General features: G+C 54.9%; 20 protein-coding genes. 14 read left to right on the forward strand and 6 right to left on the reverse strand.

The window, feature by feature from the left end; all coding sequences use genetic code 11:
- On the forward strand, positions 1-80 hold an 80-nt coding region (locus ACOTZF_RS23590; RefSeq protein ID WP_001401901.1), incomplete at its 5' end, for an IS1 family transposase.
- Here ACOTZF_RS23590 and ACOTZF_RS23595 read toward each other — a convergent pair.
- Together ACOTZF_RS23595 and ACOTZF_RS23600 are read right to left on the reverse strand one after the other, a co-directional pair.
- A complete protein-coding gene (locus tag ACOTZF_RS23595) occupies positions 74-565 on the reverse strand; it encodes a hypothetical protein (protein WP_421636205.1) in 492 nt (163 codons plus the stop codon). The genes ACOTZF_RS23590 and ACOTZF_RS23595 overlap by 7 nt on opposite strands.
- Positions 566-569: 4 nt before the next feature.
- Complete coding sequence (locus tag ACOTZF_RS23600) at positions 570-1,370, reverse strand: winged helix-turn-helix domain-containing protein (protein WP_023620608.1); 801 nt, start codon at positions 1,368-1,370, stop codon at positions 570-572.
- Between the two features lie 374 nt (positions 1,371-1,744).
- Between ACOTZF_RS23600 and ACOTZF_RS23605 the strand changes: the two genes are divergently transcribed.
- From ACOTZF_RS23605 to ACOTZF_RS23620, 4 genes are read left to right on the forward strand one after another with little or no spacing between them, the layout of a single operon-like run.
- Positions 1,745-2,329, forward strand: coding sequence for a fimbrial protein (locus ACOTZF_RS23605; protein WP_129317655.1), 585 nt, complete (start codon positions 1,745-1,747; stop codon positions 2,327-2,329).
- A 52-nt stretch (positions 2,330-2,381) separates the two neighbouring features.
- Positions 2,382-3,074: a fimbrial biogenesis chaperone gene (locus tag ACOTZF_RS23610; RefSeq protein WP_058681580.1), complete on the forward strand. Its 693-nt coding sequence runs from the start codon at positions 2,382-2,384 to the stop codon at positions 3,072-3,074.
- Between the two features lie 15 nt (positions 3,075-3,089).
- Positions 3,090-5,585 (forward strand): fimbria/pilus outer membrane usher protein, encoded by a 2,496-nt coding sequence (locus ACOTZF_RS23615; RefSeq protein WP_129253064.1) that lies wholly within the window; start codon positions 3,090-3,092, stop codon positions 5,583-5,585.
- 12 nt (positions 5,586-5,597) lie between these two features.
- Positions 5,598-6,662 carry a fimbrial protein gene (locus tag ACOTZF_RS23620; RefSeq protein WP_013094835.1) on the forward strand — a complete coding sequence of 355 codons (1,065 nt, stop codon included), beginning with the start codon at positions 5,598-5,600 and terminating at the stop codon, positions 6,660-6,662.
- 41 nt (positions 6,663-6,703) lie between these two features.
- On the opposite strand, the gene ACOTZF_RS23625 is transcribed toward ACOTZF_RS23620, so the two are convergent.
- Positions 6,704-7,369 (reverse strand): LuxR C-terminal-related transcriptional regulator, encoded by a 666-nt coding sequence (locus ACOTZF_RS23625; protein WP_020686451.1) that lies wholly within the window; start codon positions 7,367-7,369, stop codon positions 6,704-6,706.
- 447 nt (positions 7,370-7,816) lie between these two features.
- Here ACOTZF_RS23625 and ACOTZF_RS23630 point away from each other — a divergent pair, with 447 nt between their 5' ends.
- Entirely contained in the window at positions 7,817-8,428 is a 612-nt protein-coding gene (locus ACOTZF_RS23630) for a helix-turn-helix transcriptional regulator (protein ID WP_013094832.1), read from the forward strand.
- Between the two features lie 69 nt (positions 8,429-8,497).
- Positions 8,498-9,178 (forward strand): EAL domain-containing protein, encoded by a 681-nt coding sequence (locus ACOTZF_RS23635; protein WP_058650563.1) that lies wholly within the window; start codon positions 8,498-8,500, stop codon positions 9,176-9,178.
- A 12-nt stretch (positions 9,179-9,190) separates the two neighbouring features.
- Here the strand turns inward: ACOTZF_RS23635 and nlpA are convergent, their stop codons facing one another.
- Both nlpA and ACOTZF_RS23645 read right to left on the reverse strand, forming a co-directional pair.
- Positions 9,191-9,991 (reverse strand): lipoprotein NlpA, encoded by an 801-nt coding sequence (nlpA, locus tag ACOTZF_RS23640; protein WP_029881865.1) that lies wholly within the window; start codon positions 9,989-9,991, stop codon positions 9,191-9,193.
- A 205-nt stretch (positions 9,992-10,196) separates the two neighbouring features.
- Entirely contained in the window at positions 10,197-10,616 is a 420-nt protein-coding gene (locus ACOTZF_RS23645; protein ID WP_020686446.1) for a GNAT family N-acetyltransferase, read from the reverse strand.
- Between the two features lie 186 nt (positions 10,617-10,802).
- On the opposite strand from ACOTZF_RS23645, the gene ACOTZF_RS23650 reads away from it, so the two are divergent.
- The 4 genes from ACOTZF_RS23650 to ACOTZF_RS23665 all read left to right on the forward strand — a co-directional run bounded on the left by ACOTZF_RS23650 (position 10,803) and on the right by ACOTZF_RS23665 (position 17,116).
- On the forward strand, positions 10,803-11,372 hold the full coding sequence (locus tag ACOTZF_RS23650; protein WP_013094828.1) for a TetR/AcrR family transcriptional regulator: 570 nt from the start codon (positions 10,803-10,805) through the stop codon (positions 11,370-11,372).
- Positions 11,373-11,520: 148 nt separating this feature from the next.
- A complete protein-coding gene (locus ACOTZF_RS23655) occupies positions 11,521-12,642 on the forward strand; it encodes an efflux RND transporter periplasmic adaptor subunit (protein ID WP_038982450.1) in 1,122 nt (373 codons plus the stop codon).
- A complete protein-coding gene (locus tag ACOTZF_RS23660) occupies positions 12,642-15,752 on the forward strand; it encodes an efflux RND transporter permease subunit (protein ID WP_129253062.1) in 3,111 nt (1,036 codons plus the stop codon). Before ACOTZF_RS23655 ends, ACOTZF_RS23660 begins: the two co-directional genes overlap by 1 nt.
- Entirely contained in the window at positions 15,752-17,116 is a 1,365-nt protein-coding gene (locus tag ACOTZF_RS23665; RefSeq protein WP_421636206.1) for an efflux transporter outer membrane subunit, read from the forward strand. Before ACOTZF_RS23660 ends, ACOTZF_RS23665 begins: the two co-directional genes overlap by 1 nt.
- Positions 17,117-17,217: 101 nt before the next feature.
- Here ACOTZF_RS23665 and ACOTZF_RS23670 read toward each other — a convergent pair whose 3' ends face one another.
- Positions 17,218-18,168, reverse strand: a complete 951-nt coding sequence (locus tag ACOTZF_RS23670) for a LacI family DNA-binding transcriptional regulator (RefSeq protein WP_013094823.1) — start codon at positions 18,166-18,168, stop codon at positions 17,218-17,220.
- A 293-nt stretch (positions 18,169-18,461) separates the two neighbouring features.
- Here ACOTZF_RS23670 and ACOTZF_RS23675 point away from each other — a divergent pair, with 293 nt between their 5' ends.
- The 3 genes from ACOTZF_RS23675 to ACOTZF_RS23685 are packed head-to-tail and all read left to right on the forward strand — an operon-like array spanning position 18,462 to position 21,504.
- Positions 18,462-18,776: a PTS sugar transporter subunit IIB gene (locus ACOTZF_RS23675; protein ID WP_013094822.1), complete on the forward strand. Its 315-nt coding sequence runs from the start codon at positions 18,462-18,464 to the stop codon at positions 18,774-18,776.
- A gap of 11 nt (positions 18,777-18,787) precedes the next feature.
- On the forward strand, positions 18,788-20,113 hold the full coding sequence (locus tag ACOTZF_RS23680; RefSeq protein WP_129253060.1) for a PTS sugar transporter subunit IIC: 1,326 nt from the start codon (positions 18,788-18,790) through the stop codon (positions 20,111-20,113).
- 17 nt (positions 20,114-20,130) lie between these two features.
- Positions 20,131-21,504, forward strand: coding sequence for a glycoside hydrolase family 1 protein (locus ACOTZF_RS23685; protein WP_129317757.1), 1,374 nt, complete (start codon positions 20,131-20,133; stop codon positions 21,502-21,504).

Below are 21,504 nucleotides of genomic sequence, written 5' to 3' on the forward strand. Positions count from 1 at the left end.
AGTCGCTGTCGTTCTCAAAATCGGTGGAGCTGCATGACAAAGTCATCGGGCATTATCTGAACATAAAACACTATCAATAAGTTGGAGTCATTACCGCCACGCACATCATTATTGGTAATACCAGCCCTTTAATTAGCCAGGCATGACCTTTAACCCGGGTAACATAAAAGAAGTCGATACTGTCCATTAGCAGCTCATTGACAATTCCATCCGGGGCAATGTCATCATCAGATTTCTGCAGTTTTTTTCCTTTAATATAGTAAATATCACTGCCAGCAACTTTCTCAACGTTAAGGACATAGTTTCGGTCAATCAAATAACGTTTGTCGCCGCGGGTGAATACCCCTTTATGGATCACCGTGACAATATCGCTGCCATTAAAAAGAAACAGCGTGGTTAACGACAGGGCGGTCGACTCTCCCGTGGAATAGTTTTTCCTGGAAACCGTATCAGACTGACAGCCAAATCCCACTTCCTGAGTTCTTTTCGGGTAAAGCACGGCAATGACGATAACGGAAAGCAGCAGTACCACGCCCAATAATATACCCATCTGTCTCTTCGACATGATCTTAACTCCCTGTCAGGCTTCTGTAAGAGATGCAATTTTTATAGCTATCGGCGCCATCCTGCAGATAACAGACGGCCAAAAAATCATTTTCCAGCTGTGACTTTTTAAATTTTGAATAATAGGCATCAGCAGCCTGATGTTCGCAGTCGATATGTTGACGGGCGATCGCCTCTTTAGCGCGGTTAAGATAGACCTGCAGCGGCTGATACATGTTCTTATCGATAAGATAAACCGTACAGCGGTCAATTTTGCCCAGCCGATAGATATCGGACTCCTTCGGACGATCGGCGACGCGCATATTTTGGTAGAACAGCAGCGCGGCAATACCCATTATTGCCACCAGCGCCATCACGAACAGGGTGGTAAAGCCGCTGTCCCGACGACGCAAACCTTCAGGCGGGTCTCGCTGCTGCGTCACAATATCGACGGTTTCCGCCACCATTTTTTCCGGAGCGGCCACGGGCGGCCTGACGGTGTGATGTTCAATATGCGCGGCCAGACTAAAACCTTTTCCACGAATGGTCTTAATCAGTAGCGGGTCACGTCCTAAACTCCGAAAAGCTTTTCTAATTTCACTTATGGCAACATTAAGACTGACCGAGGAGCCGGAAAAACCCCGGTCTTCCCAGACTTTCTTAATCAGGTCGTCCCTGTCGAGGGTTTTACCATTATTAATGATGAGTTCATATAACAAACGTGCCGCCTGATTTGATAACTTAATGGAAGATTCCTCTTCTCCATTTATCATGATCACACCGGAGTCCACTTCATAAAGCATTGCGAGATCAATAAGATACTTCATATGATTGTTACACCACTGTTATAAACGACTGTATTTCCCTCGCAATAATAGGTCTAAAGAGGGTGTGGTCAAGTCATCAAATATTATTTGAGCACGCCGCATAGAAAACTTCATAAATTAACAATTATTAATTCATTAATTAAGACCTTCGAATGAAGGCATTTAGGTTATGATCCTTAAAAGAACGTTATAGCAAGATTATAATCTCATTATTTTGATCTTAACGGAATAATGTTTTGTTATGTATCTTTTTGATGCAACATAATATCGTCAAGGCTCGTACTCAGGTCGCGATGCGCGTAAGCCTGTCACAGTGTGTTGCGCAGCCGGGAAACATTCTTTCTTAGATAAAACAAAATATTATGGAGTTTATCATGTTCAAAACGATCATGACCGTATCTGTGCTTGGCGCAGCCATTGCTTCTACTCACGCCATTGCCGCAGATAACTCAGCGGGTGGCGTAATTAACTTTACCGGTGCTATTACCGATACCTCCTGTACGATTAATGGCGGGAAAAGCGCGGATATGACCGTCGCCCTCTCCCCCATTTCGGTTAAGGATGCCGGAACAACGGTTGGCCTGATTACAAAAAATAAAAAATCCATTTCGTTAACCTTCTCTGGCTGTACGCCAGCAGCAGGTACGACCGGTACGCCGCTGAAAGTGTATTTCTCCAGCGCCGATAATATTTCTACCGACGGCAAATACCTGCTGAATAACAGCGTTAATGAAAACGACGCCAGCGTGGCGCGTAATGTCGGTTTCGCCTTAGTTGAACCAGGTAAATCTACACCGGTTACGCTGAACCAGGCTTACACCACCAGCATTATGGGTACCTCAGCGGCGCCAGATTCAGAAACGCTGACGCTGGACGTTTATTACTATAAAACCAACGCCGCTGCTGCAACGGTCGGTGCGTTGAGCTCTAACGTGACCTACACCATTTCCTACCTGTAATTTCAGTTAATCAGGCTTCGTCCCGGCGAAGCCTGTATTTAAGGTTACCAATATGCGTAAGATTATTATGCTGGCATCTCTGCTGCTCAGCGCGGGCAACGCATGGGCCAATATTGTGATTAATGGCACGCGTGTTCTTTATCCTGAGAATAACAAAGAGGTCATTGTTCAGTTAATCAATACGGGTGATGCCCCTGCGCTGGTGCAATCCTGGATTGATGACGGCGATATTAACTCCACCCCGGAAACGGCAAACGTTCCTTTTCTGTTATCGCCACCGGTGGTGAAGGTCAGCGAACATAATGGTCAGCAATTGCGGATAAAAAAGTTGCCAGCGAATTTACCGGGCGATCGCGAATCGGTCTTTTTCCTGAACGTGCTCGACATTCCGCCAAAGCCGGAAAATATACAAAACCAGAATACCGTTCAGCTGGCGATTAAATCACGCATCAAAATGTTTTATCGCCCGGCCTCGTTAACCGGCACGCTGGATAACGCAACGGGGAAACTGACGCTGATTGCCAGCGGTAAACAGTTCCGCATCGTTAATGACAGCCCTTTCCATATTACGGTTGCCAATATTTCCCAGGGCAAAACCAAATTACTGCAGGAATCACCGATGGTCGCGCCATTTGGTCAACTCACCGTCGCAACAAAAAACGCGGTGAAACGCGGCCAAACCTACCAGCTGATGTATGTGGATGATTTGGGTGCGTATAAAACCCGCACGCTCACCAGCCAGTGATCGGAAAGACTCACCATGAAAATGAAACAAAACAGGCTCTGCATGCTGGCTGTCTGCTCGCTTCTGCTTTCGCATAAATCAGGTGCGGTAACGTTTGATACCTCCCTGCTTGCTGGCGCATCCGGTGAGTCCGATCTGTCACGCTTTTACGAAAACAACGCCATGCCAGCCGGTCCCCAGGAGATGGATATTTACGTCAACGGAGACTGGAAGGGGCGCTATACGGTGACCTACGGCGAGCAACAGGATGACGTTCGCCTTGCCTGGAAAGACGCGCTTATGCTGGGGATCAACACCAAAGCGATTCCGGCCCCCGCCATTACTGACGGCCAGGTGCAGCTGCACGATCTGGTTCAGGGCGGCGAGGTAAAAACGGACACCAGCACGCTGAGTCTGGCACTCACCGTGCCACAGGCGGCCGTCTTACGTACCGAAGAGGGCTATGTTGCCCCTCAGTTCTGGGACGAAGGGATCCCGGCGCTGATGCTCTCCTGGAACACCACCTGGTACAACACGCGAACAAAAGGCTCCGCCAAAGAGACCAACGATGATTTTTACGCCGGGCTGGATTCCGGGGCCAACCTGCTCGGCTGGCAGTTTCGCGACAGCAGTACCTGGCGCAAATCCGCCAGCGGTGACAGCAGCTGGCAGAATAACACCCGCTACCTTCGCCGCCCGCTGGCAGCGCTGAAATCCAACCTGACGCTGGGCGACTTTTATATTCCCGGCGATCTGTTTGATTCCCTTCGTGTGCGCGGCGTGTCGCTGGCGTCCGATATGAAAATGCGCCCTAACTCGCAGCAGGGCTTTTCACCGGTGGTACACGGCGTGGCGCGCACTAACGCCCTGGTGAAGGTAATGCAGAACGGTAACGTCATCTATCAGGAGAACGTTCCGCCGGGCCAGTTCACCCTCGACAGCATTCAGCCGACCGGTTCAGCGGGCGACCTGCTGGTGATCGTGCGCGAAGCAGACGGTTCCCAGCAATCATTCACGGTGCCTTTCTCTGCCGTGCCCGGCATGCTCAAAGAGGGTGTGAGCGAGTACAGCGTGGTGGCGGGAAAGGTTCATCAAAACACCCTTGAGGCGGACCCGGCGTTCCTGCAGGCCACGCTGCGCTATGGCTTTAATAACCTGATGACCGGCTATACGGGCACGATCGTGAGCGATAATTATCAGGCGGGGCTTATCGGCACCGGCTGGAATTTGCCCTTTGGCGCGGTATCCGTGGATGTCACCCACGCCAAAACCACGCTGCAGGACAGAACCGACAGCGGCCAAAGCTTTCGCGTGTCGTACAGTAAATTTATCGATACCACAGCCACCAACTTCACGCTGGCGGCCTACCGCTACTCCACGAAAGGGTATTACAGCTTTAGCGACGCGCTTTACTCCCGGGAAGGGTATCAACGCCTGAAAGCACAGTATGACGAGTATGAAGATCGCTTCGGGGTCGCCCCGGAGATGACGATGAGCACCTGGGATGCCCTGCGCGCCGCACAGCCTAAAAACACCTTCACGCTTAACCTGAACCAGCGTCTGCCCGACAACTGGGGCACGGTGTTTGTCTCTGGTACACAGCGCGACTACTGGAATTCCCGCCAAACCTCGCGCGAATATCAGGCCGGCTACTCCAACGCCATCGGCCGGGCAAGCTATACCGTCTCCGCCAGCCGGGTGCGCAACAGCGAGCGTGAAGAAGAGACGCGTTTTTACCTCTCCCTCAGCCTGCCCTTCTCGCTGTTTGATAACAACGCGTGGGTCACCTCCAGCCTGACGGCCAGCGACTCGCATTATGAACAGAGCAATATCAGCATGAGCGGCAACGCGCTGGCGTCGAACCGCCTGAGCTATACGCTCTCCGGCAGCAATGCGCGGGGCGGGAACAACACCGCCAGCGTGAACACCGCATACCGGGCAAACTTCGCGACGCTTGGTGGCTCCTACAGTGAATCCTCCGACTACCGCCAGATGGGGCTGAACGGGCGCGGCAGCCTGGTGGCCGTGCCGTGGCATCTGCTTGCCTCCAACGAAACCGGCTCCACCATGACCATTGTCGATGCGCCGCAGGCGGAAGGGCTGATGGTTAACGGCGACGAAAGTATCGTGACCAACCGTGATGGCGTGGCGCTAGTCCCTTACGCCACGCCGTACCGTAAAAATGCCATCACCCTGTCCGAAACGGCGAACAGCCGCGGGGCAGAAGTGCTGGGCAACATCGCTAACGTCGCCCCTTACGATGGCGCGGTGAACTATATCCGCTTCGATACCGACCAGCGCCAGTCCTGGATGCTGCGCGCCACCCGCCCGGACGGGGCACCGTTGCCGTTTGGTACCGAAGTGCTGAACGAGCGCGGCGAGTCGGTGGGTTATGTCGGCCAGGCCAGCGTGCTCTACATTCGCGCGGAACAACCACCACGTGAGCTTAGCGTTCATTTGCGTGGCGGAAATTGCACTATCGCCGCACCGGCGTGGGGACTGGAAAGCCCGTCCTCTGTTTGCCATTACTAACGGAACATCAACATGATACGGTTACTGACCTTTCTGTTTCTCGCCTGCGTCAGCGGGGCAAGCTATGCCACCTGTTCCGGGGGCAGTATTTCCTATGGCCCGCCGATCAGCGTCGATCTGTCGGATAAGCTGACGCCCGCCACGCCGACCTGGACCGGGAGCTTCAGCACCCAGTACAGCGGCTCGTTTAACTGCTCAACCGGCAACAGCGAGTTTTCTTACACGCCGATCCTCTCGACCGACAGTAAGTACGCCACCATTCTGGGCTTCAGCAATGACAAATACAGGGTGCGGGCGGAGATCACCAGCACGCATCCCAACAAGACGCTGAGCGCGAGCGGTAACCATACGGCTTCAGAACTGAATACGCCGTTTACCGTGCGCTTTACGCTGGTTGATCAGAGTGGTACGACCCTCTCGGGGGACACGGCGACCATGAGCGATGTCTTGTTCGTCAGCGATATGAGCGGCATGTCGTTCTGGGAGATCATTACCTGGCCGATCAATCAGCTGGTGAAAATCGTGCAGTGGCTGTTTAACGGCTTTAAGTGGCCATACGATAACCGGGATATGTTTGGCCAGCCGATGACCATCAAATATGCGCCGAAGCTGACTACCTGCTCTTTCGACAACGCGGGGCTGACGGTTCATTTACCTACGCTGGGTATCCCACAGTTGAGCGCCTCTGCCCAGCCAGGGCTGACGCCCTTTACGCTCAATATGAGCTGTCAGAATCTGGGGACAAACGGGACGTCTGACCGGGCGATTGAGATGTTCCTCTCCAGCACGCAGCTGCTGTCGACCGACAGTTCCGTACTGGTCGACACCAGCAGCGGTGCCGCACAGGGCGTGGGGCTGCGGCTGATTCAGCGGAATAACCCGCAACAGCCGGTCATCTTCTCGACCTCTACCACCAGCCGCGGAAATGCCACGCTGCTGTTCAACGTGGCGGCGGGCGGGGCACTGAGCAAGACGTTCACCCTGCCCATGGCGGCGTCCTATTATGTCTGGGCACCGGCGAAAGTCAGTCAGGGCAAACTCAATACGACGGCGACGCTGAATATTATCTACCCCTGATGCGCATCTGCCGGGACGCTGTCGTTCCGGCGAATCGACGCTTAACTCCCGATCCGGCCCGCCATCTGCAGGTATTTGATGAGTTCGCTGTGGTTGGTGAGGTTGAGTTTTTTCATCGCATTGTGCTTTTGGGTGGCGATGGTACTGGCCGAGCGGCTTCGCAGCTGGGCAATTTCGGTCACGGTGTAGCCTTCCACCAGAAGATGCAGCACCTCCCACTCCCGGGCGGAAAGCACCGAACGCGAGCGCGCGCCGGCGCGCATCATTCCCTTCAGATACGATGAGACACGCGGCCTGGCCTCTTCTGCTCTGAGCAGCGCCTGTAATTCTCTTTTCAGCTCGCCGGGCTCGTCCTGCAGGGAAAGGGTCAGCTCGTATTTCATCTCCAGCACCCTTTTTAATAATCCGTACTGTAATTCAGGCACAAAAAGTACACGCTTAACGTGGTGCGTATGACATAACATATTGAGCCGGTTACTGGTCTGTACGCTCCACGATTTATGGTTAAACAGATAACTGAACTCGGCCATAACAATATCGACCTGACCGTCGCTAATGGCATCAAAGAGCTGTTCTGTTGATTCCACTATTGATATTTGCAGCGAATATTCAGGCAGTAATTTACGCAGCGCATCGCTTATCATCTCCTGCAGAATATTGACCCGATAAAACACAATAATCCTGAGAGTGAATTCAGAAAAAATCATATTATTTCATTATTAACACGATAAAAGGAGACTGATAGTAGTGTAATAAGCCCATGCTCACAACTTATTCCCACCAGGATTTTAACGCCCGGGTGGCTAAAATTCCTGGCGAAGCAACACAAGTGGCGAACCAACACCCAAAACGTGCTAAAACCCCGCCTAAAAACCCCATAAAAAGAGCGTGTTATCCATATCAAACCTTAACAAACGCCATTTCTCAGGATAAAAATCTATCTCTAATATTATAAGAAGATTAAAAATATTAGATCTCACCTTAAAATATTTTTTGAATTTTATCTTTCGATAATAAAAGGGATTGGCTTTACGCAATACATTCTCCTGGCATACATTTTATGCCATGTCTCGCGACAAAGGCATGGGTGACCGCACGATTCAAATTACTGTTTCTCTTACACGGACCGGGTGCCCAACTAAAGGAGAATGACCATGAAAGAAACAATACATGTGGCCGTTATTGATAGTTGTGAGTTCACAATGATTGGCCTGCAATATCTTGGCAACCGTGAACCTGACGCGCATCGGGATGTTATTTTCCATGGGTTCAGCAATATTGAAGATTTTCTCCTCAGCGAACGAACCTGGGACATCGTCATTTATGATCCACTGAATATCGGCAGTTTTATGATTACGCCCAATGAAGATATTCTGCGCATTAAAGAAAAACAGCCAGCGGCGAGGATCTATATCTATTCGTTATCCGTCGGTTTTCTGAAATTTAAGCATGTGGATGGGGTCATCAATAAGCGCGTGTCGCTGGGGGATATCAAGGCGATGTGGCAAATCCTGATGAGCCAGACGCCAAAAGCGTTAAACCATTACAACGTGAGCATTACGACGCGGCAGCGCCCTGCAAGGCTCTCCAACGAGGAAGCGAGCGTGCTGCGGGGCTACTCATGTAACCTGAAAACCAAGCAAATTGCCCGTCAGCTCGGCTGCAACGTCAGGCTGGTTTATTTCTACAAAAACAATGCCATGAATAAGCTGAAGGCCGTGCGGGGCCCCTCGTTCTATCAGAGCATTCGCTGGATCCTGAATTAACTTCCCGACCGTGTGTCGTTTGCCTTTGTTCCCGTGTCCGCGGGAACCTTTTTTTCTGCAGGTCTTGTCATGTACACCGTGCTTCCCTCTCCCCTGCTGCATGCCATCACCGGATTGCGGTTTCAGCCTTTAGTCGATTTGCATTCCGGCCAGGCGGTGGCGCATGAGGTTCTGGTGGAGATCCACAACGTGAATCTTGACGCACTCTTCGCTTCACTGCCCACCCGCAGCGCGCTGCAAATTTTTTTCTGGCAGGCCAATACGCTGCTGCAGATGCCGGACAAAGGTCAGTACTGGCTTAATCTCCCGGCAGACCAGCTGCTTGATGCTAAAGCCATCGACCTGTTGCTTGCGCTACGTCACCAGCAGCGCTTAACGATAGAAATTCAGGATCCGTTAACCGTGACCCGCATGAGTGCCGCAGAGCAACGCGGCATCCATCACGCCCTGCTTCAGCTTAAGGCGGCGGGCTGGAAAATCTGGCTGGATGATCTGACTCAGGAACTGGCAGACGACTATGCGCGTCTTGCTCTGCCGGTAGATGGCATCAAGCTGGACCGCTCAGAGCTGAGCTCTCCCGCCCGCTTTGACGCACTGGTTCACTTCGTCAGAGAGAAGATTGCCCGGGCTGTTGTCGTCGAAGGCATTGAAACCGCGCAGGACTTACAGCGAGCCTGCGTCTCAGGAGCACGGTTTGGCCAGGGTTTCCTCTGGCCGGAAAGCCGGATAGATGCCAGCGTGACGGTGTAAATCCCGCGGGCATTACCAGCCCGGCACCGCTCCGCCGTTAAAAATGGTCTCCGCCGCCTTCGCCACCTCCGGTGACTGATAGGACTGGATAAATTCCTTTACGTTCTCTGCGTCTTTATTGTCTTCGCGCGTCACCACGATGTTCACGTACGGCGAGTTTTTATCTTCAATAAAGACGCTGTCATGCACCGGGGAAAGCCCGGTTTGCTGGATATAGGTGGTGCTGATAATGGCAACATCCACTTTCGGGTCATCCAGCACGCGCGGCAGTTGCGCCCCTTCCAGCTCCATAATGTTCAGTTTTTTCGGGTTAGCGGTGATATCCAGCGCAGTTGGCAGCAGGCCCACGTCCGGTTTCAGGGTAATCAGCTTCTCTTTTTGCAGCAGGAGCAGCGCGCGACCGAGGTTGGTGGGGTCATTAGGGATGGCAATGGTCGCCCCGTCTTTCAGGTCAGACACGGATTTGATTTTGCGGGAATAACCGGCCATCGGGAAGACGAAGGTATTCGCTACGGCAACCAGTTTGTAGTTATGCGCCTTGTTATCTTCTGCAAGGAACGGACGATGCTGGAAGACGTTAGCATCCAGTTCTCCCTGGTTGGTGGCATCGTTGGGCAGCAGCGAACCGCTAAACCCGACCAGCTCCACATCCAGACCGTATTTCTCTTTTGCCACTTTTTTGGCGACTTCAGCCACATCCTGCTCCGCGCCGTTGATTACGCCGACTTTAATGTGTTTGGCATCGCTGCCACTTTGATCGCATCCTGCCAGCAGCAGACCCGCGAGAACCAGAGCACCCAATCGAAGTTTCACAAGACCTATCCTTTTGATGAACGTTTCAGTGACTATATCGGCAACGAGGCGGTGAAATAAAAACCGAAAAGGAATCAATAAGAAGGATAGGTTATATGCGGTCTATTGCCGGGTGACGCTGAGCTTACCCGGCCTACCTGACGGAGGATGTGTAGGCCCGGTAAGCGTAGCGCCACCGGGCGATGAATCTCGATGCTTGCCGGGCCTAAAGCGCTTTCGTCAGATAATGACGCTGCATGCCTGGGTACGGGTAATCCTGCAAAGACATCTGCAGCTGGTACCCCTGTTTTTCATAAAACGGACGCGCCTGGAAGCTGACCGTGTCGACCAGGGCATGTGTACACCCTTTACGTCTGGCTTCTTCTTCCGCCGTTTTGATAAGCTGGCTGCCCACGCCGGTTCCCCGTACGGTATCGCTCACCCAGAGATAATCAATATTCAGCCATTCACCTTTTCGCACGCCGATTAATCCACCCAGCATGACGCCCTTTTCGTCTCGCATGTAAACGCCAATATCACCACTAAAGTTCGTCATATCTAAAAACTGGGCGTTGTAAGCTCTTAATCCCACAAATAACTCTTCTTTTTCTGCGGGTGTGACTTTTTCTGTTATGCTCAGGTGCATATTTTTCTCCTTATTTTCCACGCAATCTGAATATCTCACAGGTTAACCTTCATAAAAACTCCTTATTTCCTCCATTTTTTAAATCCTGAAATATTCATTCAATATGTAAATAAAAAAAGCCTTTCCAATACGCACCCAAAACGTATAATGAGAACGATCATTCTCACTTTTACCCGGTAATCGACGATGAGCACAAAACTGGAAGAACGGCAGAAACAACGTCAGGACGAGATCATCACCGCCGCGCGCCGCTGCTTTCGCGCCAGTGGATTTCATGCGGCCAGTATGTCGCAAATCGCCAGCGAGGCGAAACTCAGCGTCGGGCAAATTTACCGTTATTTCAGTAACAAAGACGCGATTATTGAAGAGATGATCCGCCGTATTATCGATTCCCGTATCGAGGGAATGCAGGACAAAACGGTGGTGGAAGGCATGCCGCAGGCGCTCGCCTGGCGTCAGACGATTAACGAAGACGACGATGCGCTGATGCTCGAAATGTCCGCCGAGGCGACGCGTAATCCGCAGGTGGCCGCCATGTTAACCGCAGCCGAGGCCCGCATGTTTAGCAACGCCTGTGCGCACCTGAAAAAGCAGTTTCCTCATTTAAGTGATGAACATATTCGCTGCTGCGTGGAGATTACCGCCGTGATGATCGAAGGCACAATTTACCGTCGGCTTACGCCTTTAAACGTGCCGTCAGAACAATTAGAGCCGATTTATCAGAATATTTTAAATATGCTTTTCACTGCGAAGTAATCGCATGTGAATAATTAACGGGAACAGGTAATTTCCCGGTTTACCATTTCTGGTTCTGCCAGAGATACGGTATCGCTGTGCCTTTAAAACGCCCTCCTCCTTGTTAAGCCATTAACAGGGCGGGCATCGTTCACCCTGGAAAAAGATGATGAAAAAGATAACAACCTCCATCGCCGCATTACTCCTCCTGACAGGGTGTGATAATGCGCAAACATCTGCTCCCCAACGTCCTCTTCCGGAAGTGGGGATTGTCACACTCATGAGCCAGCCGGTGTCCGTCGTCAGTGAACTGACCGGGCGTACCACCGCCGCAATGAGCGCCGAAGTTCGCCCACAGGTGGGCGGCATTATTCAGAAGCGGCTGTTCACCGAAGGCGATACCGTGAAAGCCGGACAAGCGCTGTATCAGATCGATCCCTCCAGCTACCGCGCCGCGTTTGATGAAGCCGCCGCGGCGCTGAAACAGGCGCAAGCGCTGGTACAGGCCGACTGCCAGAAAGCCCGGCGCTATGCGCAGCTGGTGAAAGACGACGGCGTGTCGCGCCAGGACGCAGAAGACGCGAAATCCACCTGCGCGCAGGACAAGGCCAGCGTCGAGTCAAAGAAAGCCGCGCAGGAGAGCGCGCGCATTAATCTCAACTGGACTACCGTCACCGCGCCGATTGCCGGACGCATCGGCATCTCCTCCGTCACGCCCGGCGCGCTGGTGACCGCTCAGCAGGACACCGCGCTGGCCACCATTCGCGGGCTGGACACCATGTATGTCGATTTAACGCGTTCGAGTGCCGATCTGCTGCGATTACGCAAACAAACCCTCGCCTCGAACAGCGATACGCTCAGCGTCACGTTGCAGCTAGAAGACGGCAGCACCTACAGCGAAAAGGGTCGTCTGGCGCTGACCGAAGTGGCGGTGGATGAATCGACCGGCTCGGTCACCCTGCGCGCCGTCTTCCCGAACCCACAGCATCAGCTTTTGCCGGGAATGTTTGTCCGCGCCAGCGTGGACGAGGGCATCATGAATGACGCGATCCTGGCCCCTCAGCAGGGCATTACCCGTGATGCCAAAGGCAAAGCCACTGCGCTGGTGGTGAACGCCAGCAACAAGGTGGAGCAACGCCAGCTGGAAACGGGTGACACCTACGGCGATAAATGGCTGGTGCTGAGCGGTCTGAAGGCGGGCGACAGGCTGATTGTGGAAGGCACTGACAAAGTCACCGCCGGCCAACAGGTGAAGGCCGAAGAGATGAAATCCAGCGGAGGAAATGCCTGATGTTTTCCCGTTTCTTCGTGCGTCGCCCGGTCTTTGCCTGGGTGATCGCCATCCTCATCATGCTCGCCGGGATACTGGCGATCCGCACGCTGCCGGTTGCGCAGTACCCGGACGTCGCCCCGCCGTCGATCAAGATCTCGGCCACCTACACCGGTGCCTCCGCGCAGACGCTGGAAAACAGCGTGACGCAGGTGATCGAGCAGCAGCTCACCGGGCTGGATAACCTGCTCTACTTCACCTCCACCAGCAGTTCGGACGGTTCGGTGAGCATTACCGTCACCTTTGAACAGGGGACCGACCCGGACACCGCGCAGGTCCAGGTGCAGAACAAAGTCCAGCAGGCGGAATCACGCCTGCCGACTGAAGTACAGCAGTCCGGGATCACCGTCGAGAAATCGCAGAGCAACTTCCTGCTGATCATGGGGGTGTACGACAAAACCGACACCGCCAGCAGCTCGGATATCGCCGACTGGCTGGTCAGTAATATGCAGGATCCGCTGGCGCGCGTAGATGGCGTCGGGAGTCTGCAGGTGTTTGGCGCGGAATATGCGATGCGTATCTGGCTCGACCCGGCGAAGCTGGCGTCCTACTCGCTGATGCCTTCAGATGTACAGAGCGCGATTGAAGCGCAGAACGTGCAGGTTTCCGCCGGTAAAATCGGCGCGCTGCCCTCGTCGAACGCCCAGCAGCTGACCGCCACCGTGCGCGCCCAGTCGCGTCTGCAGACGGTGGATCAGTTCAAAAATATCATCGTCAAGAGCCAGTCTAACGGCGCGGTGGTACACATCAGCGACGTTGCACGCGTGGAGATGGGCAGCGAAGATTACACCTCCACCGCGAAGCTGAACGGCCACCCGGCCGCGGGGATGGCGGTGATGCTTTCACCGGGCGCTAACGCGCTCAATACCGCCACGGCGGTGAAAGAGAAAATCGCCGAGTTCAAAAAGTCGATGCCGGAAGGCTACGACGTGGCCTACCCGAAAGACAGCACCGAGTTCATCAAAATCTCCGTTGAGGATGTCATTCAGACTCTGTTCGAAGCCATTATCCTCGTGGTCGTGGTGATGTACCTGTTCCTGCAAAACATCCGCGCCACGCTGATCCCGGCGCTGGCCGTTCCGGTGGTTCTGCTGGGCACCTTTGGCGTACTGGCGCTGTTCGGCTACTCCATCAACACCCTGACCCTGTTTGCGATGGTGCTGGCGATAGGGCTGCTGGTGGATGATGCCATCGTGGTGGTGGAAAACGTCGAACGTATTATGCGTGACGAAGGGCTGCCCGCCCGGGAAGCCACGGAAAAATCGATGGGCGAAATTTCCGGTGCGCTGGTAGCGATTGCGCTGGTGCTCTCTGCGGTGTTCCTGCCGATGGCCTTCTTTGGCGGCTCCACCGGGGTGATTTACCGTCAGTTCTCGGTCACCATTATCTCGGCGATGCTCCTTTCCGTGGTGGTGGCATTAACCCTGACGCCTGCGCTGTGCGGCTCGATTCTGAGCCACACCGCCCCACATAAGAAGGGCTTTTTCGGCGCGTTTAACCGCTTCTACAGCAAGACCGAGCAGGGTTACCAGAACAAGGTGCTGCGCGCCCTGCGCCGTTCCGGCGGCATGCTGGTCATCTACGCCCTGCTCTGCGGCGCGATGGGGTTCGCGATGCTGAAACTGCCGGGCAGCTTCCTGCCGACGGAAGACCAGGGCGAAATCATGGTGCAGTACACCCTGCCAGCCGGCGCAACATCGACACGCACCGCCGAAGTCAGCCGCCAGGTGCGCGAGTGGTTCCTCACCAAAGAGAAAGCCAACACCAACGTTATCTTCACCATTGAGGGCTTCAGCTTTAGCGGCAGCGGCCAGAACGCCGGGATGGCGTTTGTCTCCCTGAAAAACTGGTCCGAACGTAAGGGGGATGAAAACACCGCTCAGGCCATTGCCCTGCGCGCCACGCAGGAGCTGAGCACCATCCGCGATGCGACCATCTTTGCCATGACGCCACCGGCGGTGGACGGCCTGGGCCAGAGCAATGGCTTTACCTTTGAGCTGATGGCGAGCGGCGGCACCGACCGCGACACACTGCTCAAGCTGCGTAACCAGCTGATTGGCGAGGCGAATCAGGATGCCTCCCTGCACGCGGTTCGCGCCAACGATCTGCCGCAGATGCCGCAGCTTCAGGTGGATATCGACAACAATAAAGCCGTGTCGCTGGGGCTCTCCCTGAGCGACGTCACCGACACCCTCTCCAGCGCATGGGGCGGCACCTACGTGAATGATTTTATCGATCGCGGCCGCGTGAAGAAGGTCTATATCCAGGGCGACAGCGACTATCGCGCCGTGCCGTCCGATCTCAACAAATGGTATGTACGCGGTAGCGACAGCACCATGACCCCGTTCTCCGCCTTTGCCACCACCCGCTGGGAGTATGGCCCGGAAAGTCTGGTGCGCTACAACGGCTCGGCGGCGTATGAAATTCAGGGCGAGAACGCCAGTGGCGCCAGTTCCGGTACGGCGATGAGCAAAATGGAGCAGCTGGCGAATAATTTGCCGTCCGGCAGCACCTGGGCGTGGAGCGGGTTGTCCTTACAGGAAAAACTGGCGAGCGGCCAGGCCATGAGCCTATATGCCCTCTCGATCCTGGTGGTGTTCCTGTGTCTGGCGGCGCTGTATGAGAGCTGGTCGGTACCGATTTCCGTCATCCTGGTGATCCCGCTTGGGGTGCTGGGCGCGGCGATTGCCGCCTCCCTGCGCGGCCTGAACAATGACGTCTACTTCCAGGTGGCACTGCTGACCACCATCGGCCTGTCGTCGAAGAACGCCATTCTGATTGTTGAATTTGCCGAGGCGAAAGTCGCCGAAGGCTACTCCCTGACACGTGCGGCGCTGCGTGCTGCCCAGACGCGTCTGCGCCCCATCATCATGACCTCGCTGGCGTTTATTGCAGGCGTGACGCCGCTGGCGATTGCCACTGGAGCAGGAGCCAACAGCCGGGTGGCGATCGGTACCGGCATTATTGGTGGGACGCTGGCCGCCACGCTGCTGGCGATCTTCTTCGTTCCGTTATTCTTTGTACTGGTGAAACGTCTGTTCTCCGGTAAACACAGCAACCGGAGGTCATAATGTTTCGTTTATCTGTTTTCGTGTTAGCGCTGATGAGCGCGGGCTGCGTCTCTTTAGATCCCACGTATCAGCGCCCGGCTGCGCCCGTCCCGGCGACGTTGCCGGGTGCGCACGGCGAAGCCACCGCCGTGGTGAGTCAGTGGCAACAGGTGATGAACGATGCGCGCCTGAAAGGCGTAGTGACGATGGCGCTCAACAGCAACCGCGACCTGCAAAAAGCGATTGCCGATATTGACGCCGCGCGCGCCCAGTACGGCGAAACGCGATCGTCCCTGTTCCCGACGGTGGACGCGGAGCTGAGCCACACCCGCAGCCGCACGCTGGCAAGCGGTGTCGCGACCAGCGATGAGGCCAACGGCACGGTCTCCAGCTTCGAGCTGGATCTGTTTGGCCGCAACCAGAGCCTGTCGCGCGCAGCACGTGAAACCTGGCTTGCCAGTGAATTTACCGCGCAGAACACGCGCCTGACGATGGTCAGCGAACTGACCACCGCCTGGGTGACCCTGGCGGCCGATAACAGCAACCTGGCGCTGGCGAAATCGACGATGGAGAGCGCCGCCAGCTCGCTCAGGATAGTGAAGCGTCAGCAGCAGGTCGGCGTGGCGGCAGCAACGGACGTTAGCGAGGCGATGGCGGTTTACCAGCAGGCGCGAGCCAGCGTGGCGAGCTATCAAACGCAGGTAATGCAGGACAAAAACGCCCTTAATCTGCTGGCGGGTGACACGGTGCCGGACACTCTGCTGCCGGGTACGCTGGAGAGCCTGAGCGATAACGCCATCACGCTGATCCCGGCGGGTGTCAGTTCCAGCGCGCTGCTGCGTCGCCCGGATATTAAGGAGGCGGAACACAACCTGCTGAGCGCCAACGCCAATATCGGTGCCGCGCGCGCCAACTTCTTCCCCACCATTTCACTGACCGCCAGTGCGGGCGTCGGCAGCGATTCGCTTTCGTCCCTCTTCAGCCACGGGATGAAGGTGTGGTCATTCGCACCGTCCATCACCCTGCCGCTGTTCAGCGGCGGTAACAATCTGGCCCAGCTGCGCTACGCGGAAGCGGAGAAGAAGGGATTGATCGCCACCTACGAGAAAACCATCCAGAGCGCGTTTAAAGACATGGCCGATGCGCTGGCACGCCGTGAAACGCTCAGCGAGCAGCTTGATGCCCAGCGTGAATACGTTGCGGCCGAGCAAAAAACGCTGGATGTGGCGACCCGCAGCTATCAGGCAGGTGCCGGGGATTATCTGACGGTACTGACCGCGCAGCGGTCGCTGTGGTCGGCGCAGGAATCACTGATATCGCTGCAGCAAACCGACCTGGAAAACCGCATCACCCTGTGGCAGTCGCTGGGGGGTGGGATTGAATAAAGCGGATATGCGGCGAGTGGATTGTATGGAGGATTATTGAGGGCTGGAAACGTGCTTCTCGCCGGGTGGCGGCTGCGCCTTACCCGGCCTGCACAACATTTTTAACGCTTACGCACATCCGGAATGATCAAATCCCCGCGCAGCACGTACGACCCGAGCATCTGTGTTTTTTCCGTCAACCAGCTCACGATGCGCGCCGCCATGGCATCCATGGAATACTCAATGGCCGGGATCACCGGAATGCCTGGCAGATGCAGCGATCCGGCAAGGCTGAAGACCATGATGTCCTCCGGCACCGATTTATTAAACGCCTGCAACTGCGGGATCACCCGCTGCGCTTCCTGCTCGTCCGCAACCAGTAATGCGTTGAAATTCAGCGTGCTGGCGTTATTCAGCAGCTCCTGCAGCGCCACGGACGAGGAGGTCGCGTCCATAAACACGAGGTTGCGGTTGAAGGGCAGGAAATTTTTTTCCAGCGCATGTTTGTAGCCCAGCAGCACCTGATCGGCAAAGCCGCTACCGTGCGGATGGATCAGGGCAATCTGGCGGCGTCCCTGGCTGGTAAGGTAGTTACAGGCGGTTTCGGCGGCGAAGGCGTGATCGAACTGGATGCTGTTGGGATTTTCTGAGCCCATACAGTCAACCAGGATGACGTTATCCATGTCGATATCCAGTGGAAAACGCGCGCCAATCACCAGAATGTCATCGCAAAGCCCACAGGAGAGCTCTTCCAGGGCGTGCAGCACGTCCGCTTTGCTATGGGCGAAGCGCAGCAGCAGGTGTTTTTGATGCTGGCTGAGCTGTTTTTCCAGCGCGTACAGATAACCGGTCGTCTGGTTAATATTCTCCTGCGCGCAAATCACCCCGATACACCCCGTCGACTGGCTCAGCAGCGACTGCGCAATCACATTGGGCCGGTAGTTCAGTTCATCTACCGCTTTCAGAACGGCCTGACGGCTGGCTTCCTTTACGCCACGCGACCCACTCAACACTCGCGATACCGTGGCTTTCGACACCCCGGCAAGACGTGATACATCATTGATTGTCGACATCTTTTTCCCCTGACAGGCTTACCTCGCGCCTGCAAATTCCATTACCGCTACGGCTCACATTATAGCCAGTAAGGAGTATATCCGTTTCCGTTTTCCATGGAAACCGATTTTCCGCTTCCACTCAAAATGATGTCAAAACAGCCAAATTCTGTGACGCACATCGGGTTAATTAGCCTCATATATAAGGGATCTTGATGGTTGTCACACTTCTGTCTTTTATAAATGGAAACCGGTTTCCATCTGATATCCAATCATTACCGCAATATCTATTTACATTTTGAGGATGGTTGTCGATGTTCAAGATTATGCTCTGCTGCTCTGCCGGGATGTCCACCAGCCTGCTGGTCAGCAAAATGGTCGATGTGGCGAAAGAACGCGGTTTGGCGGTAAAAATTGATGCGTACGGCGTTTCCGAATTTGATACGCAGTTTCCGCAATATCAGGTGGTGCTTCTCGGACCGCAAGTGAAATACATGTTACAGACACTCTCAGACAAGGCGGCCACAAAAGGCATTCCGGTCCAGCCCATCGATATGATGGACTACGGCATGCAGCGTGGCGATAAAGTACTGGACTATGCTCTGTCGCTCATCGAAGCGGCACACTAAAAGGTGTTCACATGAGTTCGTTATATCAATCCATGGTCGCGGTGATTGAGCAGTCAATTACCCCGCTGGCCGCGAAGCTCGGCCAGCAAAAGTATGTGATTGCCATCCGCGACGGCTTTACCGCCGCGCTGCCGTTTATGATCATCGGCTCGTTTATGCTGGTGTTCATCTTCCCGCCGTTCTCGGGGGATACCACCAACAGCTTTGCCCGCGGCTGGCTGGATTTCTCCCAGACTTATCGCGAACAGCTGATGCTGCCGTTTAACCTCAGCATGGGCGTGATGACCTTCTTCATCTCGGTGGGGATAGGGGCGAGCCTGGGGCGTCAGTTTAATCTCGACCCGGTGATGTCCGGCCTGCTGGCCTTTATGGCCTTCCTGCTGGTCGCCGCGCCGTATGCGGACGGTAAGATCTCCACCCAGTACCTGTCTGGTCAGGGGATTTTCACTGCGCTGATCACCGCCATCTACGCCACCCGCGTCTACGCGTGGCTGAAGCAGAACAACGTGACCATTCGTCTGCCGAAGGAAGTCCCGACCGGCGTGGCGCGTTCGTTTGAGATCCTGATCCCGGTGATGGTGGTGATTGGCACCCTGCATCCGCTGAACCTGTTTATCGAGGCGCAGACCGGCATGATCATCCCGCAGGCGATTATGCACCTGCTGGAACCGCTGGTCTCTGCGTCTGACTCGCTGCCCGCTATTCTGCTCTCCGTGCTGCTGTGCCAGATCTTCTGGTTCGCCGGTATCCACGGCTCGCTGATTGTCACCGGCATCATGAACCCGTTCTGGATGGCGAATCTGTCGGCAAACCAGGCGGCTCTGGCGGCCGGTGCGGCGCTGCCGCACGTCTACCTGCAGGGCTTCTGGGATCACTACCTGCTGATTGGCGGCGTAGGCTCCACGCTGCCGCTGGCCTTCCTGCTGCTGCGTAGCCGGGTAACGCACTTACGCACCATCGGCAAAATGGGCGTTGTGCCAAGCTTCTTTAACATCAACGAACCGATCCTGTTCGGCGCCCCCATTATCATGAACCCGATGCTGTTTATCCCGTTCGTGTGTGTTCCGCTGGTGAATGCGTGCCTGGCGTACGCGGCAACCAAACTGGGCTGGCTGGCACAGGTGGTATCGTTAACGCCGTGGACCACGCCCGCACCAATTGGCGCCTCATGGGCTGCCAACTGGGCGCTGAGCCCGGTGGTGATGTGTCTCATCTGTATGGTGATGTCAGCGCTGATGTACCTGCCGTTCCTGCGTGCTTACGAGCGTACGTTGATGAAAAACGAAGAGCAGAAAGCTCAGGCAACCGTCGGTACCGCTGAGACCGCAAGCAATTAAGTCAAAGAGGAAGCGTCATGAAATATACATTTCCCGATAATTTCTGGTGGGGCAGCGCAAGCTCTGCTCTCCAGACCGAAGGGACACGAGAGGGTGAAACCACATGGGATTACTGGTTTGCCCGCGAGCCGAACCGTTTTCACAACGGCGTGGGGCCGCAGCATACCTCCACGTTTTATCAGCACTGGAAAACGGACATTCAGCTGTTAAAGCAGCTGAACCACAACAGCTTTCGCACTTCTATAAGCTGGGCGCGCCTGCTCCCCGACGGTATCGGTGAAGTGAATCCAAAGGCGGTCGAATTTTATAACCAGGTCATTGATGAGCTGATCGAGCAGGGCATTACGCCGTTTATCACCCTGTTCCATTTCGACATGCCGATGGCGATGCAGGAGATTGGCGGCTGGGAAAACCGGGAGGTGGTGGACGCTTACGCCCGCTATGCGCAGATTTGCTTCGACCTGTTTGGCGACCGCGTGCTGCACTGGTTTACCTTCAACGAGCCGATTGTCCCGGTTGAGGGCGGTTATCTGTACGATTTCCACTACCCCAACGTGGTGGATTTCCGTCGGGCGGCCACCGTGGCGTATCACACCGTGCTGGCCCACGCGAAGGCTGTCCAGGCCTACCGCGCCGGACATTACGCAGGTGAGATCGGCATCGTGCTCAACCTGACGCCGTCCTACCCGCGCTCGCAAAACCCGGCGGACGTGAAGGCGGCGCACATTGCGGATCTAATGTTCAACCGCAGCTTTCTGGACCCGGTTCTGCGCGGCGAATACCCGGCCGATCTGGTGGCGCTGCTGAAATCTTACGACCAGCTGCCCGCCTGTAAACCGGAAGACAGTTTCCTGATCGCGGAAGGGAAAATCGACCTGCTCGGCATTAACTATTACCAGCCGCGTCGCGTGAAGTGTCGCGACAGCGCGGTGAACCCGCAGGCGCCGTTTATGCCGGAGTGGTTCTTTGATAACTACGAGATGCCGGGCCGCAAGATGAACCCGTACCGCGGCTGGGAAATTTACGAGCCGGGTATTTACGATATTCTGGTTAATCTGCGCGACAATTACGGCAACCCACGCTGTTTTATTTCTGAAAACGGAATGGGTGTCGAAAATGAGCAGCGTTTTATTGAAAATGGCCAAATCAACGATCAATACCGCATCGATTTTATTTCCGGACATTTAGCCTGGCTGCATAAAGGTATTAGCGAAGGGTGTCACTGTCTTGGTTACCATATGTGGACGTTTATTGATAACTGGTCGTGGTGTAATGCGTATAAAAACCGCTATGGCTTTATTCAGCTCGATTTAACTACGCAACAGCGCACCATTAAAAAGAGCGGAGAGTGGTTTGCTGCCACCTCTTTACATAATAGTTTCGAGAAATAG

The sequence above is a fragment of the Enterobacter cloacae complex sp. SHL021 genome, from assembly GCF_049237765.1.
Classification (GTDB): Bacteria; Pseudomonadota; Gammaproteobacteria; order Enterobacterales; family Enterobacteriaceae; genus Enterobacter; species Enterobacter cloacae.

What these genes read in the sequence shown, in the direction of transcription:
- ACOTZF_RS23595 (WP_421636205.1), bottom strand. Translation starts at nt 565, where the DNA reads ATGTCGAAGAGACAGATGGGTATATTATTGGGCGTGGTACTGCTGCTT.
- ACOTZF_RS23600 (WP_023620608.1), bottom strand. Translation starts at nt 1,370, where the DNA reads ATGAAGTATCTTATTGATCTCGCAATGCTTTATGAAGTGGACTCCGGT.
- ACOTZF_RS23605 (WP_129317655.1), top strand. Translation starts at nt 1,745, where the DNA reads ATGTTCAAAACGATCATGACCGTATCTGTGCTTGGCGCAGCCATTGCT.
- ACOTZF_RS23610 (WP_058681580.1), top strand. Translation starts at nt 2,382, where the DNA reads ATGCGTAAGATTATTATGCTGGCATCTCTGCTGCTCAGCGCGGGCAAC.
- ACOTZF_RS23615 (WP_129253064.1), top strand. Translation starts at nt 3,090, where the DNA reads ATGAAAATGAAACAAAACAGGCTCTGCATGCTGGCTGTCTGCTCGCTT.
- ACOTZF_RS23620 (WP_013094835.1), top strand. Translation starts at nt 5,598, where the DNA reads ATGATACGGTTACTGACCTTTCTGTTTCTCGCCTGCGTCAGCGGGGCA.
- ACOTZF_RS23625 (WP_020686451.1), bottom strand. Translation starts at nt 7,369, where the DNA reads ATGATTTTTTCTGAATTCACTCTCAGGATTATTGTGTTTTATCGGGTC.
- ACOTZF_RS23630 (WP_013094832.1), top strand. Translation starts at nt 7,817, where the DNA reads ATGAAAGAAACAATACATGTGGCCGTTATTGATAGTTGTGAGTTCACA.
- ACOTZF_RS23635 (WP_058650563.1), top strand. Translation starts at nt 8,498, where the DNA reads ATGTACACCGTGCTTCCCTCTCCCCTGCTGCATGCCATCACCGGATTG.
- ACOTZF_RS23645 (WP_020686446.1), bottom strand. Translation starts at nt 10,616, where the DNA reads ATGCACCTGAGCATAACAGAAAAAGTCACACCCGCAGAAAAAGAAGAG.
- ACOTZF_RS23650 (WP_013094828.1), top strand. Translation starts at nt 10,803, where the DNA reads ATGAGCACAAAACTGGAAGAACGGCAGAAACAACGTCAGGACGAGATC.
- ACOTZF_RS23655 (WP_038982450.1), top strand. Translation starts at nt 11,521, where the DNA reads ATGAAAAAGATAACAACCTCCATCGCCGCATTACTCCTCCTGACAGGG.
- ACOTZF_RS23660 (WP_129253062.1), top strand. Translation starts at nt 12,642, where the DNA reads ATGTTTTCCCGTTTCTTCGTGCGTCGCCCGGTCTTTGCCTGGGTGATC.
- ACOTZF_RS23665 (WP_421636206.1), top strand. Translation starts at nt 15,752, where the DNA reads ATGTTTCGTTTATCTGTTTTCGTGTTAGCGCTGATGAGCGCGGGCTGC.
- ACOTZF_RS23670 (WP_013094823.1), bottom strand. Translation starts at nt 18,168, where the DNA reads ATGTCGACAATCAATGATGTATCACGTCTTGCCGGGGTGTCGAAAGCC.
- ACOTZF_RS23675 (WP_013094822.1), top strand. Translation starts at nt 18,462, where the DNA reads ATGTTCAAGATTATGCTCTGCTGCTCTGCCGGGATGTCCACCAGCCTG.
- ACOTZF_RS23680 (WP_129253060.1), top strand. Translation starts at nt 18,788, where the DNA reads ATGAGTTCGTTATATCAATCCATGGTCGCGGTGATTGAGCAGTCAATT.
- ACOTZF_RS23685 (WP_129317757.1), top strand. Translation starts at nt 20,131, where the DNA reads ATGAAATATACATTTCCCGATAATTTCTGGTGGGGCAGCGCAAGCTCT.